Below are 15,771 nucleotides of genomic sequence, written 5' to 3'. Positions count from 1 at the left end.
CCAGCTTGACGTTTTCATAGACCGTCAGCCAGGGCAGCAGCGAATGGTTCTGGAACACCACCGCGCGATCAGGGCCCGGCGTGTCGACAACAGTGCCTTCGAGAAACACCACGCCGCGCGTCGCCTGCGTCAGTCCGGCGACGATGTTGAGCAGCGTGGATTTTCCGCAACCGGAATGGCCGATGATCGAGATGAACTCGCCTTTGTCGACGCTCAGCGAGACCTGATTGAGAACCTGCGTGCTGGCGCCGCCACGGCTGAACACCATGTCGATCTGTTCGAGGGAGAGATAGGGTTTCGACATCATGATGGCTTCCTCAAGCGCTTGCGGTGTTGCGGGTGACGGTCCGGGCGACGAAGGCGATGGCGCGGTCGAGCAGGTAGCCGACAATGCCGACATAGATCAGGGCCAGGATGATGTCGCTGATGCGCGACGAGTTCCACGCGTCCCAGATGAAGAACCCGATGCCGACGCCGCCGATCAGCATCTCGGCGGCCACGATGGCCAGCCACGACAGGCCGATGCCGATGCGCAGGCCCGTGAAGATATAGGGCGCGGCGGCGGGGATCATGATCCTGGTGAAATATTCGAACTGGTTGAGACGCAGCACCCGCGCGACATTCTGGTAGTCCTGCGGAATGTTCCTGATGCCGACGGCGGTATTGATGATGATCGGCCAGATGGCCGTGATGAAAATCACGAAGATCGCGGAAGGGTTGCCGTCCTTGAAAGCGGCCAGCGACAGGGGCAGCCAGGCGAGCGGCGGCACCGTGCGCAGCACCTGAAAGATCGGATCGAGCCCGCGCATCGCCCATTCGCTCTGCCCGACAAGGGTGCCGAGCGCAATGCCCGCCACGGCGGCGAGACAATAGCCCATGGCGACCCGCCGGAGGCTGGCGAGGATATGCCAGAACAGCCCCTGATCGACACCCTGTCCGGCATAGAACGGATGGATGATCAGCTCCCAGGTCTCCGAGACCACCCGTGAGGGCGGCGGCACGCTTGCCGTCGGCGAGGAACAGAGGATTTCCCACAGCACCAGCAGGAAGACCAGCGTGATGATGGGCGGTACCACATGTGCCGCCAGGGAGGTGAGCCATGGCGGCAGGCGGCGGGGTGAACCGGTCTTCGGCGGGAGGGAAAGCGTCATGATGTTGGCCGCCTGGGGCTTTTCGGTCGGACGGATGGGAACGGGGCTGGCTGTCATGCCGGTTTCCTCACGCAAAACGTTTGATTTCAAGGCTGGCGAGATAGGTTTGCGGGGCGTCCGGATCGAACACCTTGCCATCGAAAAAGGTTTCGGGACCGCGTGATGTCGAAGCCGGAATATCGGCGGCGGCAACGCCGAGTTCCCTGGCGGCGTCGCGCCAGATGTCCTCGCGGTTCACCTTGCCGACCAGTGCTGAAATATCGGTGTCCGGTGCAAATTTGCCCCAGCGGATATTCTCGGTCAGGAACCATTTTTCATGGCTCTGGAAGGGATAGGATGTGTGATCGCGCCAGAACTTCATCAGATGCGGGCTGGCTGTCTCGACGCGTCCTGAACCATAGTCATAGTCGCCCTTCAAGCGCCCGGCGATATCGGTTGCAGGCACATTGAACCACGCGCGCTTGCCGACCATGGCCGCCAGTTCGTCCTTGTTGGCGAGATCATCAGCCCATTGCTGCGCCTCCATCACCGCCATCAGCAGGGCCTTGGTGGCATTGGGATTTTTCTCTACCCAGTCCGCCCGCATGGCGAAGGACTTTTCCGGATGCTTGGCCCAGATTTCTGCCGTGTTGACCGCAGTATAGCCGATGCCCTGATTGACGAGCTGCGCATTCCACGGTTCGCCGACACAGAAGCAGTCCATGGTGCCGACCTTCATGTTGGCGACCATCTGCGGCGGTGGAACCACGATGGTTTCCACGTCCTTGTCCGGGTCGATCCCGCCGGCGGCCAGCCAATAGCGGATCCACAGATCGTGCGTGCCGCCGGGAAAGGTCATCGCGGCCTTTGCCGCAGTGCCTTCCGCCTTCTTCCTGGCAAAGGCTTCCCTGAGGACTCCTGAATTGACCCCGGCTTTCAGACCGGCATAGGCCGAACCAACCGAAATACCCTGCGCATCCAGATTGAGGCGTGCGAGGATGACCATCGGCAGGGGCTGATTGTTCTGGGTGACCTTGCCGGCACTGATGAGATACGGCATCGGCGTCAGGATATGCGCGCCGTCAATGCCATTGCCCGCCGAGCCGAGCACCAGATTATCCCGCGTCGTGCCCCACGATGCCTGCTTGACCACCTCGACATCGGGCATGCCGTGTTTGGCAAAAAGGCCCCTTTCCTTGGCAACGATCAACGGCGACGCATCCGTCAGCGCAATGAAACCGAGCGTCGCCTTGGTGGTCTCGGGTCCGGCAGCGGCCGCATGGGCGCCGCCGGGAAGCGCAGCCTTTGCCGCCGCCAGCAGCGCCAGCGTGCCGCCTGCCCGCAAAAGCGTTCGTCTTGTCAAGCCTGTCGGCAAAATCACCTTCATCGCAATTCCCCTTCGCAGCGCTGCTTCTGGTGCAGCTTGAGCCATAAAAAAACGCCGCCGGATGAAGTGCATTCACCCGATCCGGTGAATGAACTCGCCCAAGCGACGTCTGTGTCTTTGAAAGCATCCGATGGCGATGCTCGCGGTTCCTGTCTTCGTTGACGGAACGGTTTTATAAAAGCAATAAGCGTGCCAACCGGAGATTATATTTATAAGCTATTGTAATTGATATATATTTTTATAGTCCAGCTATTTTTCACCGACGGCAGTCGAAGAGCGGCGCAGGCGAAATGGGCAGAACGGCCACCAAACCCGCTCATTTATTGTGCAGAGCACAAATTCTGCCCATCAGGCCTCGTCCCGGGTTGCAACGGGGTTTTCAAGATTGTGGACATTGAAGCCCTTGAGATAGGCGGGAATGTCCTGGGGATCGAAGACAGCCCCATCGATGAACCCGTCCTGGCGCTGGCCGCCCTCCACGCGCACATCCGCCGACGGTATGTCGGCGCGGGGTCCCAGCGCATGGCGGTAGAGATCGGGACGGAAGGCGGTCGCGACCTTTTCCTGCTTTTCCTTGGAGTGATCAACCTGCCCCCACCGCACCATCTGGCTGAATATCCACTGCGCCTGGCTGATCCACGGAAAATTCGCGCCATCGCGATGGAAGGTGAAGTAGTCGGAGACCGTCCGCTCGTGTCCATCCGGGTCAGTGGTGAACCTGCCCATGAGAACCCGGTGCAGGATGTCCTCCGGCGCATCGATATAACGCGGCTCGGCCAATAGCTCGGCAAGGACGCGTCGATTGTCCGGCACATCGCACCATGCGGCGGCGCGATCCAGCGCGACGATCAGCCTCGCCAATGTTTCAGGATTGGTCTCCGCCCATTCCGGCCGCACGCCGATGACCTTCTCGGGACTGGACGGCCAGATATCCTCCTTGACCGCAACGATCCGTCCGACTTCGCGGGCGACGGCCACCATGTTCCACGGCGCACCCACGCAGAAGCCGTCGATGGCCCCCGCCGACAGGGCATCGGATGTCATGGGCGGCGGCACGACCACCAGTTTGACGTCGCGGTCCGGATGGATGCCGCCGGCCGCCAGCCAATAGCGCAGCTCATAATTGTGCGATGAAAACGGATAGGTCGTACCAAGCACCGGCAATGGCTCGCCGCGAACCTTTATGTCGTCAATCACGCACTTGAGGGCTTCGGCATTGGCAAGTGCGCCCTCGTCTCCGGCCAGATCCGCCAGCGCCTGCATGCGGCGATACAGCTTCACCGACAGGGTAATGGCATTGCCGCCCCGCCCCAGCGTGAACGGCGTGATGACCGCTGACGGATTGGAACCGAGCCCCAGGGCGGAGGCGACCGGCATGGGCGCCAGCATGTGCGCGATATCAAACTGCCGGAAAGCCAGCCGATCCCGGATATTGGCCCAGGACACGTCTTTCACAAGTTCAAGTTGAATGCCTTCGCGCGCGGCGAATCCGAATTCAGCCGCCGCGATGAGAACCGAAGCATCGACAAGCGGAATGAAGCCGGCGCGAACGACGGAGACGCCGTCACGGCGGACCGCTGCCGGCGCCGCGAGGCCGCCGCCCATGCCCTGGCCATTGTCCATCCGGATAAAACTCACGGCCAACCTCTCTTTCTAGCTTCCGAGCATGGCTGCCGCCATGACGACGCTCTGGGCAATATCGGCAAGCTTCTTCTTCTCGTTCATGGCGGCCTGCCGCAGCAGCGCATAAGCCTCGTCTTCCGATATTGTGCGCGATTTCATCAAAATGCCCTTGGCGCGCTCGACGACCTTGCGCTCTTCCAGGGCACTCTTTGCCTCCGCCAGTTCCTGCTGCAGCCGGCTGAAAGCCTTGAAGCGGCTGACCGCCATGTCGAGAATGGGTTTGACGCGCTCCTTCTTCAGGCCGTCGACCACATAGGCGGACACACCGGCATCCACCGCCGCCTCGATCGACGCAGTATCGGAGCTGTCGACAAACATGGCGATCGGCTTGCGCACGGAACGGCTGAGCTGGAACAGATGCTCCAGCATGTCGCGATTGGGGGTTTCGATATCGATGACGATGACATCGGGCGCGATCCGCTCGATCTGCCGGGCAAGCCCGACGATGTCGTGCAAAACAACGACGCGATCATGGCCGGCCTCCCGCAATCCCTCTTCGATAATGGAAGCGCGGATACGGTTTTCGTCGAAGACCATGATCGATAGCGGTGTAGACATGCCTTAATTTTGCGCATGCCCTCAAATTGTGCAATGCTACATTAGCGCACATCAACAAAAGTAGTGCGGGCGGCCGCTTCGCACCCGAAACGGCCGCCTTCTGCGCAATGGATCAGGCCTTGAAGGCAGCCCGCGGCAGTTCGGACAGCACTTCCGCCCTGTTGCCGCGCATGATGACGATCTCCTCTAGGCGGACGCCGAATTTGCCGCTGAGGTAAATGCCCGGCTCGATCGAGAACACATGCCCGTCCTCGAGAATGGCCTCGGAAGTCGCGGTGATATAGGGCGGCTCGTGGATGTCGATGCCCATGCCATGGCCGGTGCGGTGCAGGAAATATTCACCGTAACCCGCCTGGGTGATGACATCGCGTGCCGCCTTGTCGACTTCCTTGGCGGCAACCCCCGGTTTGGCCGCAGCCAGCGCCGCCTTGACGGCAGCATCGAGAACCGCGTGCACCTTGTCGAAATCCGCGGGCGTTTCACCGCAGACGGCAACGCGGGTCATGTCGCTGGGATAGCCGTCACTGCGCCCGCCAATGTCGATCAGCACCGCTTCATTGGCCTTCAGCACGCGCTCGCCGGTGTGATGGTGCGGATATGCGCCATTTTCACCGAAACAGACGCTGGTGAATTCCGGCTTCGCATTGTTTGCCTTGTAGTAGTCCCGGACAACACCGGCAATCTCGAGCTCGGTCACGCCGGGCTTCAACGCGGCAAAAGCCGCACGCATCGCACCGTCATTGATGAGCGCATTGGCCTTGAGCGCGGCATATTCCGCCTCGTCCTTGCGGGCGCGCAGATAGCCGACGGTGTCGTTGAGGAAGGTGCGCCTGGCACCCGGCAATGCATCGATCACCAGCAGGGCGAAATCCGCCCGCATCGTTTCATCGAGCGCGATCCTGATATCCTGTTTTGTCCCGACGACGTCTTTCAAAACAGCGGCCAGCGCCGCATCGGGACCCTCGCCATCCGTCCATGGGTAGAACGGCAGGTCGGTATGCTGGCGCGAGCTGTCGGCATTGAGTGCCGGCATCAATATCCCGGCGTGATCCCTGCCGACAAACAGCATGACCGGCCGCTCATCGCCATGGGGCGAGAGCCCAGCAAGCCAGACCATGTGCGAGGACGGACCGACGACGACAAGATCGGTTCCGGTTTCAGCCATGCGCTCCCGCAGGCGCGCCATCCGAAGTTCAGACATTTTACTATTCCCGTTGTTATGGATGCCGTGGCAAGGCCGCCCGACGATCCGGACGGCCTTTAAAGTTTCTGGTCAGTTCTTCTTCACGAGGCGGTAGAAGACGAAGTCCGATGTTGCACCGTTCACATAGCCCGAAACAGTCTTGGCGAGCGCAACCTGTGTGGCCGCCTGAAACATGACGATGATCGGTGATTTCGCCTGCACCTGCTTCTGCAGGTCGACATACATCTGATTGCGCTTGGACTGGTCCGCCTCAGCACGCGCCGCCTTCGTTTTAGCATTGAGTTCGGCAGGCACCGCCCAGCCATTGCGCCACGTGGTGGTCGATTGGTAATTGCCGTCCGAATTGTCCTCGTTGAAGGCAAATGCCTTGGCGTTCGAATCCGGATCCATGAAATCCGGACCCCAATAGAGCAGCATGGCTTCGTGGGTGCGGGCACGGTATTTGGTAATGACCTGGCTGCCCGTCCCCGGAATGATGTTGAAGTTGATCCCGGCTTCGGCAAAGCCCGCCTGCAGCGACTGCGCCATGTCAGTGAACGGCGTCGAGTTGATCACGTCGAGCGTGACCTTGATCGGGGTTTTCACGCCGGCATCGGCAAGGATCTTCTTCGCCTTGGCCGGATCATAGGTATAGGGCGTCTCATCCAGCGATCCGGGGAAACCCGCCGGCCAGAATGCCTGATGCACCTGCATCTGGCCCTTGAGGAACGAGTCCGTCATGCCCTTGTAGTTGACGAGGTAGCGCGCGGCCTCCCAGATGGCCGGATTGGTCAGCGCCTCGTCCTTCTGGTTCAGGCTGAGGAAATGCACGGCGGCCTGCGGATAGGTCTCCACATTGACCGTACCCTTGGTCGAAAGGCTGGCGACCTGATCCGGCGTCAGGTTCTTGGCAATGTCCACATCGCCGGATTCAAGCAGCAATTGCTGCGTCGCCGCCTCCGCCACATGGCGGATGATGACCGACTTCATTGCCGGTGCGCCGCCGAAATAGTTGGGATTACCGGCAAGGTTGATGATCTCGGCCGGACGGAAAGCCTTCAGGACGAAGGGGCCTGTGCCAGCGGAATTCGCCTTGAGCCAGGCATTGCCCATGTCGCCATTGGCTTCGTGGCCCTGTACCGTCACGGCATCGATGATCGAGGCCGGGCGGGCGGCAAGAACGTTGAGCACAAAGGCGGACGAGAAATCGCCATCATATTTGACGACGATCTTATTGCCCGAAGCCGTGACCATCTTGTCATAGTTTGCAGGGGTCCAGCCCAGCTGTGCCAGGATGAAGGCGGGCGCCTTGTTCAGCGCGATGACGCGCTTCCAGGAATAGACCACGTCTTCCGCACGCAGCGGGTTGCCGGATGTGAATTTCACCCCGTCCCGCAGGGTGAAGGTGATGTTCCTGGCGGCATCATCCGCCGTCCACGCTGTCGCCAGACCTGGCGCCAGCGTCTTCACATCGGGCGCATCATACTGCACCAGACGGTCATAGGTCTGGGTCACATATTCACCCGAGGTGAATTCATAGGCCTCGGCCGGATCGATGCTGACGATGTCGTCGATATTCTGGGCCACGACAAGCGCATTGCCCGGCGTTGCCGCATGGGCAAGCGGTGCTGCCGGTACGATCATGGAAGCGGCCAGCAATGCCGCCTTGAACAGTTTCATTCTTCATTCTCCTCTGGATTGTTCTTGTTGTTGGGTTTTTTGTTGAAGGTTTCAGAGCCGGGGCCGGAACACGGGCAATGTCCCAGTCCACAGAACCCGCGCCGTTCTGTCGGTGTCATTCCACCAGGCATGGGGCCGGTTGCCGCGAAAATGCAGGCTGTCGCCCGCCGAGATCACCACCTCCTCGTCATCGAGCCTGTGGGTGATGGCACCCTCCAGCACGTAGAGGATTTCTTCGCCTTCGTGGCTGACCGTTTCGGAACGATAACCCGCTGGTATGTGCATGATGACGGACGAGAGGACGTTCCCGGCAAAATCCGCAGCGATCTGTTCATAGACAATGGAAGAACCGTCGACCGAAAACTTCTGCCGCTCGCCCTCACGGGTCAGCGCATCTTCCGCCGTGGGCGTGGCAATGAAATAATCCACCCCGACGTCGAGACTGCGTGCAATCTGTGCAAGCGTTCCCAGCGATGGTGTGGCATGATCGCGCTCGACCTGGCTGAGATAGCCGACCGAAATACCTGCAGCGTCGCAGATTTCCTGCAATGTCAGCTGCAGTTGCCGCCGGCGTGCCCGGATCATGGCCCCGACCTTGGGCTGTGGCGCAGCGTTGCGAAGTTCGGACGTCATGGACGATTCCAATCCCAGTAAAATTTCTTTGATCTAAGCAAAAATTTTTGTATGGTCCAAGCAGAATCTTCGGCAAGGTCAGGGAAAGTGTCATTGCACCCCCGACTTTCAGACCGGGATCAACGGGAACAATCGACACACATGGGCCAACCCAATGGCCCAAAATGGGGAAGGCTCTGGGTTTGGCATTCGAATCCGAAACAGTGGCAGATATTGCCGCCAAGCCGGTCAGACGGCCGGGCTTGCACAGGAGCCGTGGCGCCCGCCTGCTGCTTGGGCTCGCCGGGTTCACCGTCTCCGTGCTCATCACCTTTCTCGGGCTTCTGGCAATCACCTTCTTCATCGGCCGCGTGGTTCCCATCGACCCGGTTCTGGCCGTCGTGGGCGACCGGGCGCCGCGCGCTGTCTATGAAGCAGCGCGGATACAGATGGGCCTCGACCAGCCGGCGCCGATCCAGTTTATCCGCTATGTCGGCTCGGTCCTGTCGGGCGATCTCGGCACATCCGTGTCCACAGGCAAACTCGTTCTCGACGACCTGAAGCGCGTGTTTCCCGCAACACTCGAAATGGCAACGCTCGGCATCATCATCGGCGTCCTGCTCGGCGTTCCCATGGGTGTCTATGCGGCGAGCCGCCGGGGCAGCCTCGTTGATCAGGTCATCCGGGTGATCGGGCTTTTGGGCTATGCCGTGCCTGCTTTCTGGCTCGGCCTTGTCGGCCTTGCCGTCTTCTATGCCCGCCTGAAATGGGTCGCGGGACCCGGCCGCCTCGACATCTTCTATGATGGCCTCGTCGACCCCGTCACCGGCATCGTGCTGATCGACAGCCTGCTTGCCGGTGAAACCGAGATTTTTGTCAATGCGCTCTGGCATCTGGCCTTGCCCGCCTCCGTGCTCGGCTTCTTCAGCCTTGCCTATATCGCGCGCATGACGCGCTCCTTCATGCTCGACCAGCTGTCGCAGGAATATGTGACGACAGCGCGCGTCAAAGGCGTGTCGGAACGGCTGGTCATCTGGCGCCATGCCTTCCGTCCCATTCTGGTTCCTCTGATCACCGTGATCGGCCTTTCCTATGCGGGCCTGCTGGAGGGCTCGGTGATGATCGAGACGATCTTCTCCTGGCCGGGCATCGGCAATTATCTCACCGTAGCGCTGCTCAATGCCGACATGTCCGCCGTTCTCGGTGCCACGCTGGTGATCGGCGCGGTGTTCATCGGCATCAACAAGATTTCCGACGTGCTCTACCGCGTCCTCGATCCCCGTGCGCGTTAGGAGCTCTTGATGGCAAACGTCCACAGCTGGCTGATCGATGACAGCCCCGCCTCCCGCCTGCAGGCCCGGCTCGGCCGCCTCTACCGGATATGTGGCGCCCTGTCGCGCAATCCGCTGGCAGCCGTCGGCGCGATCATCATTCTGGTGCTGATCCTCACAGCGATCTTCGCGCCGCTGATCGCAACCCATGATCCGCTGAAGCAGGATCTGGCGCAGCGCCTGCTGCCGCCCGGCAACGGCAACTGGATGGGCACCGACGAGCTGGGCCGGGATATCTGGTCCCGCGTCGTCTACGGCGCGCGCATCACGCTGGTCATCGTCGTGCTGGTCGCGGTGCTGGCCGCGCCCGCCGGACTGATCATCGGCGCCATCGCCGGATATTTCGGCGGATGGATTGACCGCGTCCTCATGGGTGTCACCGATATTTTCCTGTCCATGCCGAAACTCATCCTGGCGCTCGCCCTCGTCGCGGCATTGGGGCCCGGCATCGAGAACGCCATCATCGCCATCGCCATCACCTCATGGCCCGGTTATGCGCGCATCGCCCGGGCGGAAACACTCACCTTCAAGAATGCGGAGTTCATTGCCGCCATCCGCCTGCAGGGCGCATCGTCGCTGCGGGTCATTCTCGGCCATGTGCTGCCGCTGTGCACCTCCTCGATGATCGTGCGCGTCACGCTCGACATGGCCGGCATCATCCTGACCGCCGCCGGTCTCGGCTTCATCGGCCTTGGGGCGCAGCCGCCGCTGCCCGAATGGGGCGCCATGATTGCGCGCGGCCGCTCGTTCATTCTCGACCAATGGTGGGTCGCCACCATGCCGGGCTTTGCCATCATCATCGTCAGCCTCGGCTTCTGCTTCCTCGGCGACGGCCTGCGCGATGTCCTCGATCCCAAAAGCGGAGAACAGCGGTGAGTACGCCCCTGCTTGAGATTGAAAACCTGCGGGTCTCCTTCCCCACGCACAAGGGCGTCGTCGACGTGGTGCGCGGTGTCTCCTTCACGCTTGGCCGCGAACGGCTGGGGATTGTCGGCGAAAGCGGCTCGGGCAAATCGATGACCGGGCGCGCCATCCTCAAACTCATCCGCGCACCGGGAACGATCCGTGCGGACAGGTTCCGTTTCGATGGTATCGACCTGCTGCAACAGTCAGAGAAGGCAATGCGCGGTATTCGCGGTGCCCGCATTTCCATGGTGATGCAGGATCCGAAATTCTCGCTCAATCCCGTCATGACCGTGGGCGAACAGATTGCCGAAGCGCTGCAGACCCACCAGCGCCTGCCCCGCCGGGAAACCCGGCAGCGCGTGCTCACCATGCTCGAATCGGTGCGTATCGATGATCCTGAACGCGTCGCCAGCCTCTACCCGCACGAAATTTCCGGCGGCATGGGCCAGCGGGTGATGATCGCCATGATGCTCATCCCCGAGCCCGATCTGCTGATTGCCGACGAGCCGACCTCAGCGCTCGATGTCTCGGTGCAGGCACAGGTTCTCGATATCATCGACGAGCAGGTCAAACGCAAAGGCATGGGCCTGATCTTCATCAGCCACGATCTCAACCTCGTCTCCAGCTATTGCGACCGCATACTGGTGATGAACACCGGCGAGATCGTCGAGGAATGCCAGGCGGGCGAATTGCGCAACGCCGTGCATCCCTATACGCGCGGGCTGATTGCCGCCATTCCGCGGCTCGATGAAACGCGTGACGAGCTGCCTGTTCTCGACCGCAGCGCATGGGTGGCTAAATGACCGCGCTTTCCCTGAAACATCTCGACATCTCCTATGGCGAGACGCAGATCACCCACGGCATCACCCTCGATATCGCGGAGGGCGAGAGCTTTGCGCTGGTCGGTGAAAGCGGCTCCGGCAAATCGACGGTGCTGAAGGCGGTTGCCGGTCTCGCACCGCAATGGACCGGCTCGATCACCGCTTTCGGCCGGCCGCGCACGCATGGTATCGACCAGCATTTCGCCCGGCATTGCCAGATGGTGTTCCAGGACCCCTACGGCTCGCTGCATCCGCGCAAGACCATCGATGCCATCCTGAGCGAACCGCTGGCCATCCACAGCATCGGCAACCAGAACGGCCGGGTCGAGGATATGCTGGTTGCGGTCGGGCTCGACCGCAAATTCCGCTTCCGCTATCCCCATCAATTGTCCGGCGGCCAGCGCCAGCGCGTCGCCATCGCCCGCGCCCTGATGCTTGAACCCAAGCTGCTGCTTTTGGACGAGCCGACCTCGGCGCTTGATGTCTCGGTGCAGGCTGAGATTCTCAACCTTCTGAAGCGCCTGCGCCGCGAACAGAACCTCACCTTCCTCATGGTTACCCACAACCTGCCCGTCGTGTCCTTCCTCTGCGACCGTCTGGCGGTGATGCGCCACGGGCGGATCGTCGAGATCGCCGCTGTGGCCGACCTCAAGCGCGGTGCGCTTCAGGAAACCTATTCGCGTGAACTGATGGATATCAGCGTCGCGCATGCCGGTTGAACAATGACCCCAAGGAAATGAAAATGACACAGGATGAAGTAGCAACGGCTCTGGCCGAATTTGACGCGGCCATTGCCGCGGGCACCCATGCCGAAGCGCCGTGGCAGGCATTGCAGACGCTGTCGCAGAAGATCATCGGCGCCAAGCTGTTCACCATCATGACCGTCGACATGAAGAACGAGCTCGCCCGCCGTGAATACACATCCGACGCCGAAAGCTATCCGGTGTCCGGCACCAAGCCGATCCACTATGACCGCTGGTTCGACACCGTGCACAAGGACCGGCAGTCCTTCGTTGCCAACACCATCGCCGATATCGCGACGGTGTTTTCCGACCATGAAACGATCTGGGCGCTCGGCTGCGGCTCGGTCATCAACATTCCCGTGGTGATTGCGGGCGAGCTGCTCGGCACGGTCAATTGCCTCGATGTCGAGCACCACTACACGCCGGAGCGGGTCGAGCGTTCCAAACTGCTGGCCATTCCGGCCAAGCTGGCGTTTCTGGCGGCCAGCAAAGCCGCCTAGACGGTGCGCTCCTGCCCGCGCAATCAGCGGGCAGGAATGACGGCTGTCGCCTCGATTTCAACCAAGGCGCGATCTTCCAGGAGGGCCACGACCTGTACCAGGGTCATCGCCGGATAGTGCCGGCCGAAAACGCGGCGATAGGCTTCGCCCAGCCGTTTCTGTTCGGCGACATAGACCTTCTTGTCGGTGATGAACCAGATCAGCCGCACGAGATCGGTTGTCTCGGCACCGGCGCTTGCCAGGATATCGACAATGTTGCGCATCGCCTGCTCGGCCTGCTCGACGAAATCATCGGTCTCGAATGTCTGGTCCTTGGTCCAGCCGATCTGGCCGCCGACAAAGATGACCTTCCCCTCGGCTGCCATGCCGTTGGAGTATCCCTTTGCCGCCGGCCAGCCCTGCGGGTGTATGATCTCTGCCATTCGAGTTTCCTGCCTGATTATTAAATGGGTTATTGCTGATATGCCTTGCGCAATTGAAAGCGCTGTATTTTCCCGGTCGCCGTCTTGGGCAGCGCATCGAGGAATTTGATCGAGCGCGGATATTTGTACGGCGCTATGACCTGTTTGACATGGTCCTGCAAGCGCTTGGCTGTTTCCTCGCTGGCCGCCACACCCGCCTGCAGCACCACATGCGCCTGCACGATCTGGCCGCGCTCCGCGTCGGGAGCGCCGATGACCGCACATTCGCTGACGTCGGGATGGGCGAGCAGTGCCGCCTCCACCTCGGGACCGGCAATGTTGTAACCGGCGGAGATGATCATGTCGTCGGAGCGCGCGGCAAAATGGAAATAGCCATCCGCGTCCTGAAAAAAGGAGTCGCCGGTCAGGTTCCAGCCGTCGCGCACATAGTTCTTCTGGCGCTTGTCGGCGAGATAGCGGCAGCCGATCGGCCCGCGCACCGCCAGCCTGCCGATCTCGCCGCGCGGCACTTCGCGCATCGCCTCGTCGACTATAATGGCCTGGTAGCCGCTGACGGGCTTGCCCGTCTTGCCCGGCCCCGAATCCTCCAGCCGGTTGCTGATGAAGATGTGCAGCATTTCCGTGGCGCCGATACCGTCGAGCAGCGGCTTGCCGGTCTTCTGCATCCAGGCTTCGTAGATCGGCGCCGGCAGCGTCTCGCCTGCCGAAACCGCGATGCGCAGCGAGGAAAGGTCCGCGCCCTCGTTCATCGCCTGCAGCATGACCCGGTAGGCGGTCGGTGCGGTAAAGCTGATCGTTGCCTTGTAGGTCTCGATGATGTCGATCATTTTCGGCGGTGTCGCCTGTTCCAGAAGAGTTGCCGCCGCGCCGAACCGCAGGGGGAAGATCGCCAGTCCGCCAAGACCGAAGGTGAAGGCAAGCGGCGGCGAGCCCACGAATACATCGTCTGGCCGCACATCAAGCACTTCCTTCGCATAGCCGTCGGCGATGATGAGAAGATCGCGATGAAAGTGCATCGTCGCCTTCGGCTCGCCTGTGGTGCCCGACGTGAAGCCGAGCAGCGCGACATCGTCACGGCCGGTCTTCACCGCCTCGAAGCGCACGGATTTGTCGAGCGCGATCCGGTCCAGTTCCGCCTCGTGATTGGCGGTTCCGTCAAAGCCGACAACGCGTTTGAGGAACCTGCTTGTTTTGGCGCAGGTCTCCATGTCTTCCAGCAGCCGCGTATCGCACAGCGCCAGGGAGATCTGCGCCTTGTCGACGATCTGGGTGAGTTCGCCGGCCCGCAGCATCGGCATGGTATTGACGACGACGGCGCCCACCTTGGTTGCCGCCAGCCAGCAGGCAACCATGGCCGGATTGTTGGCGGAGCGGATCAGAATACGGTTGCCTGGCTCGACACCGTAATTTTCGACCAGCGCATGGGCAATGCGGTTGGTCCAGTCGGTCAGTTCCTTGTAGGTACGACGGCGGCCATTGCCGATCAGCGCCGTATTGTCGCCGAAACCCTTGGCGACCATCGCATCGGTCAGTTCCACGGCGGCGTTCAGCCATTCCGGATACTGGAAATTCTCCATCAGCAGTTCCGGCCATTCCTCGAGCGGAGGAAGATTATCCCGGGTAAAGTGATCCGTATGCGCCGATGGTCCCAACATTCTCTTTATCCCCTTGCAAGTTCATGCCTTGCGATGATTATTTTTTGTACGTCCGACGCACCTTCATAGATGCGCAATGCCCTGATTTCCCGGTAGAGGCGCTCGACGACACTGCCTTTGCGCACGCCATCGCCGCCGTGAATCTGAACCGCCTTGTCGATCACGCTCTGCGCGCGGTCGGTGGCGTAGAGCTTGGCCATCGCGGCTTCCCGGCTGACCCGCTCGGCACCGCTGTCCTTCAGCCACGCCGCCCGGTAGACGAGCAGCGCCGCCGCATCGATATCGAGCGCCATGTCGGCGATATGCCCCTGCACCATCTGCAGGTCGGACATGGGTGCACCGAAGAGATGGCGGCCATTGGCGCGGTTGACCGCTTCATCCAGCGCCCGGCGGGCAAAGCCCAGCGCGGCCGCCGCCACGGTCGAGCGGAAAACATCAAGCACCGACATGGCAATGCGGAAGCCCTGCCCCGGTGAACCGATGAGAGCGGATGCCGGAATCCGGCAATCGTCGAAGACCAGCCGCGCCAGCGGATGCGGGGCTATCACCTCGAGGCGTTCGGCAATGATCAGGCCTGGCGTATCCGCGGGTGCGATGAAGGCAGAAATGCCCTTGGCACCCTCCCCCTCGCCGGTGCGGGCAAACACCGTATAGACATCGGCGATGCCGCCATTGGAAATCCAGGTCTTCTCGCCATTGAGGACAAATCCGTCCCCATCGCGCACGGCTGACAGTTCAAGATTGGCAACGTCGGATCCCGACTGCGGTTCGCTGAGGGCGAAGGCCGAGAGCGCCTTGCCCGCCCGCGTCCGCGTCAGCCATTCCCGCTTCTGCGCATCGGTCCCGAACAGGGAGAGCGCGCCGGTACCGAGCCCCTGCATGGCAAAGGCGAAATCCGCCAGACCGTCGTGCCGCGCCAGCGTTTCGCGGATGATGCAAAGGCTACGCACGTCGAGCTTGCCGCCGGCTGCCGGATCAACCGCCGTGTGTTGGAGAAGACCGGCTTCTCCAAGCCTGGCAACCAGCCCTCGGCAGGCGTCATCGACATTTTCGTGGTCGATGTGGCCGGTGTTGTCCATGGCCCACAACTCCACCGCATCGGCGAGCCGCCGATGCACATCGTCGAAGAAGGGCCATGACAGGAAGCTGCGGTCCATCAT

The 15,771-nt window shown here is 61.4% G+C and carries 16 protein-coding genes; 5 read left to right on the top strand and 11 right to left on the bottom strand.

The genetic code is table 11. The annotated features are described in order from the left end of the window. From ACZ25R_RS01605 to ACZ25R_RS01570, 8 genes are all read right to left on the bottom strand, one after another. Positions 1-304 (bottom strand): ATP-binding cassette domain-containing protein (locus ACZ25R_RS01605; RefSeq protein WP_472459793.1); only part of this gene is annotated, 304 nt, incomplete at its 3' end. Positions 305-317: 13 nt separating this feature from the next. After that, entirely contained in the window at positions 318-1,208 is an 891-nt protein-coding gene (ntrB, locus tag ACZ25R_RS01600) for a nitrate ABC transporter permease (RefSeq protein ID WP_472459792.1), read from the bottom strand. Between the two features lie 10 nt (positions 1,209-1,218). Further along, the gene (locus ACZ25R_RS01595; RefSeq protein WP_472459791.1) at positions 1,219-2,517 is read right to left on the bottom strand and encodes a CmpA/NrtA family ABC transporter substrate-binding protein; all 1,299 of its coding nucleotides are present in this window, start codon (positions 2,515-2,517) and stop codon (positions 1,219-1,221) included. A gap of 348 nt (positions 2,518-2,865) precedes the next feature. After that, positions 2,866-4,140 (bottom strand): CmpA/NrtA family ABC transporter substrate-binding protein, encoded by a 1,275-nt coding sequence (locus tag ACZ25R_RS01590; protein ID WP_472459803.1) that lies wholly within the window; start codon positions 4,138-4,140, stop codon positions 2,866-2,868. A 30-nt stretch (positions 4,141-4,170) separates the two neighbouring features. Continuing rightward, a complete protein-coding gene (locus ACZ25R_RS01585; RefSeq protein ID WP_403184719.1) occupies positions 4,171-4,758 on the bottom strand; it encodes an ANTAR domain-containing response regulator in 588 nt (195 codons plus the stop codon). Between the two features lie 112 nt (positions 4,759-4,870). Then, a complete protein-coding gene (locus ACZ25R_RS01580) occupies positions 4,871-5,959 on the bottom strand; it encodes a M24 family metallopeptidase (protein ID WP_346305722.1) in 1,089 nt (362 codons plus the stop codon). Between the two features lie 72 nt (positions 5,960-6,031). Continuing rightward, entirely contained in the window at positions 6,032-7,621 is a 1,590-nt protein-coding gene (locus ACZ25R_RS01575; protein WP_472459790.1) for an ABC transporter substrate-binding protein, read from the bottom strand. A 51-nt stretch (positions 7,622-7,672) separates the two neighbouring features. Beyond that, a complete protein-coding gene (locus ACZ25R_RS01570) occupies positions 7,673-8,254 on the bottom strand; it encodes a helix-turn-helix domain-containing protein (RefSeq protein WP_472459789.1) in 582 nt (193 codons plus the stop codon). 242 nt (positions 8,255-8,496) lie between these two features. Between ACZ25R_RS01570 and ACZ25R_RS01565 the strand changes: the two genes are divergently transcribed. Genes ACZ25R_RS01565 through ACZ25R_RS01545 form a run of 5 tightly spaced genes read left to right on the top strand, consistent with a single transcriptional unit; the run spans position 8,497 to position 12,534 of the window. Continuing rightward, positions 8,497-9,525: an ABC transporter permease gene (locus ACZ25R_RS01565; protein ID WP_472459802.1), complete on the top strand. Its 1,029-nt coding sequence runs from the start codon at positions 8,497-8,499 to the stop codon at positions 9,523-9,525. A 9-nt stretch (positions 9,526-9,534) separates the two neighbouring features. Further along, positions 9,535-10,440 carry an ABC transporter permease gene (locus ACZ25R_RS01560; protein ID WP_472459788.1) on the top strand — a complete coding sequence of 302 codons (906 nt, stop codon included), beginning with the start codon at positions 9,535-9,537 and terminating at the stop codon, positions 10,438-10,440. After that, on the top strand, positions 10,437-11,273 hold the full coding sequence (locus ACZ25R_RS01555; protein ID WP_472459787.1) for an ABC transporter ATP-binding protein: 837 nt from the start codon (positions 10,437-10,439) through the stop codon (positions 11,271-11,273). Before ACZ25R_RS01560 ends, ACZ25R_RS01555 begins: the two co-directional genes overlap by 4 nt. Beyond that, positions 11,270-12,010: an ABC transporter ATP-binding protein gene (locus ACZ25R_RS01550; protein ID WP_472459786.1), complete on the top strand. Its 741-nt coding sequence runs from the start codon at positions 11,270-11,272 to the stop codon at positions 12,008-12,010. The genes ACZ25R_RS01555 and ACZ25R_RS01550 overlap by 4 nt, the downstream gene beginning before the upstream one ends. 23 nt (positions 12,011-12,033) lie before the next feature. Further along, a complete protein-coding gene (locus ACZ25R_RS01545) occupies positions 12,034-12,534 on the top strand; it encodes a GAF domain-containing protein (protein ID WP_472459785.1) in 501 nt (166 codons plus the stop codon). Between the two features lie 23 nt (positions 12,535-12,557). On the opposite strand, the gene ACZ25R_RS01540 is transcribed toward ACZ25R_RS01545, so the two are convergent. The 3 genes from ACZ25R_RS01540 to ACZ25R_RS01530 are packed head-to-tail and all read right to left on the bottom strand — an operon-like array spanning position 12,558 to position 15,771. Further along, a complete protein-coding gene (locus ACZ25R_RS01540; protein WP_472459784.1) occupies positions 12,558-12,956 on the bottom strand; it encodes a RidA family protein in 399 nt (132 codons plus the stop codon). Between the two features lie 29 nt (positions 12,957-12,985). Then, entirely contained in the window at positions 12,986-14,611 is a 1,626-nt protein-coding gene (locus ACZ25R_RS01535) for an AMP-binding protein (RefSeq protein ID WP_472459783.1), read from the bottom strand. Positions 14,612-14,616: 5 nt separating this feature from the next. After that, positions 14,617-15,771: an acyl-CoA dehydrogenase family protein gene (locus tag ACZ25R_RS01530; protein ID WP_472459782.1), complete on the bottom strand. Its 1,155-nt coding sequence runs from the start codon at positions 15,769-15,771 to the stop codon at positions 14,617-14,619.

Source organism: Phyllobacterium sp. RCAM01083 (assembly GCF_055685835.1).
This window is presented reverse-complemented; position numbering and strand designations above follow the sequence as displayed.

Excerpts from the sequence above, each read along its gene's own strand:
- ACZ25R_RS01570 (WP_472459789.1), bottom strand. The coding sequence starts at position 8,254 with ATGACGTCCGAACTTCGCAACGCTGCGCCACAGCCCAAGGTCGGGGCC.
- ntrB (WP_472459792.1), bottom strand. The coding sequence starts at position 1,208 with ATGACAGCCAGCCCCGTTCCCATCCGTCCGACCGAAAAGCCCCAGGCG.
- ACZ25R_RS01530 (WP_472459782.1), bottom strand. The coding sequence starts at position 15,771 with ATGATGGACCGCAGCTTCCTGTCATGGCCCTTCTTCGACGATGTGCAT.
- ACZ25R_RS01550 (WP_472459786.1), top strand. The coding sequence starts at position 11,270 with ATGACCGCGCTTTCCCTGAAACATCTCGACATCTCCTATGGCGAGACG.
- ACZ25R_RS01545 (WP_472459785.1), top strand. The coding sequence starts at position 12,034 with ATGACACAGGATGAAGTAGCAACGGCTCTGGCCGAATTTGACGCGGCC.
- ACZ25R_RS01580 (WP_346305722.1), bottom strand. The coding sequence starts at position 5,959 with ATGTCTGAACTTCGGATGGCGCGCCTGCGGGAGCGCATGGCTGAAACC.
- ACZ25R_RS01575 (WP_472459790.1), bottom strand. The coding sequence starts at position 7,621 with ATGAAACTGTTCAAGGCGGCATTGCTGGCCGCTTCCATGATCGTACCG.
- ACZ25R_RS01585 (WP_403184719.1), bottom strand. The coding sequence starts at position 4,758 with ATGTCTACACCGCTATCGATCATGGTCTTCGACGAAAACCGTATCCGC.
- ACZ25R_RS01590 (WP_472459803.1), bottom strand. The coding sequence starts at position 4,140 with ATGGACAATGGCCAGGGCATGGGCGGCGGCCTCGCGGCGCCGGCAGCG.
- ACZ25R_RS01595 (WP_472459791.1), bottom strand. The coding sequence starts at position 2,517 with ATGAAGGTGATTTTGCCGACAGGCTTGACAAGACGAACGCTTTTGCGG.
- ACZ25R_RS01540 (WP_472459784.1), bottom strand. The coding sequence starts at position 12,956 with ATGGCAGAGATCATACACCCGCAGGGCTGGCCGGCGGCAAAGGGATAC.
- ACZ25R_RS01560 (WP_472459788.1), top strand. The coding sequence starts at position 9,535 with ATGGCAAACGTCCACAGCTGGCTGATCGATGACAGCCCCGCCTCCCGC.
- ACZ25R_RS01535 (WP_472459783.1), bottom strand. The coding sequence starts at position 14,611 with ATGTTGGGACCATCGGCGCATACGGATCACTTTACCCGGGATAATCTT.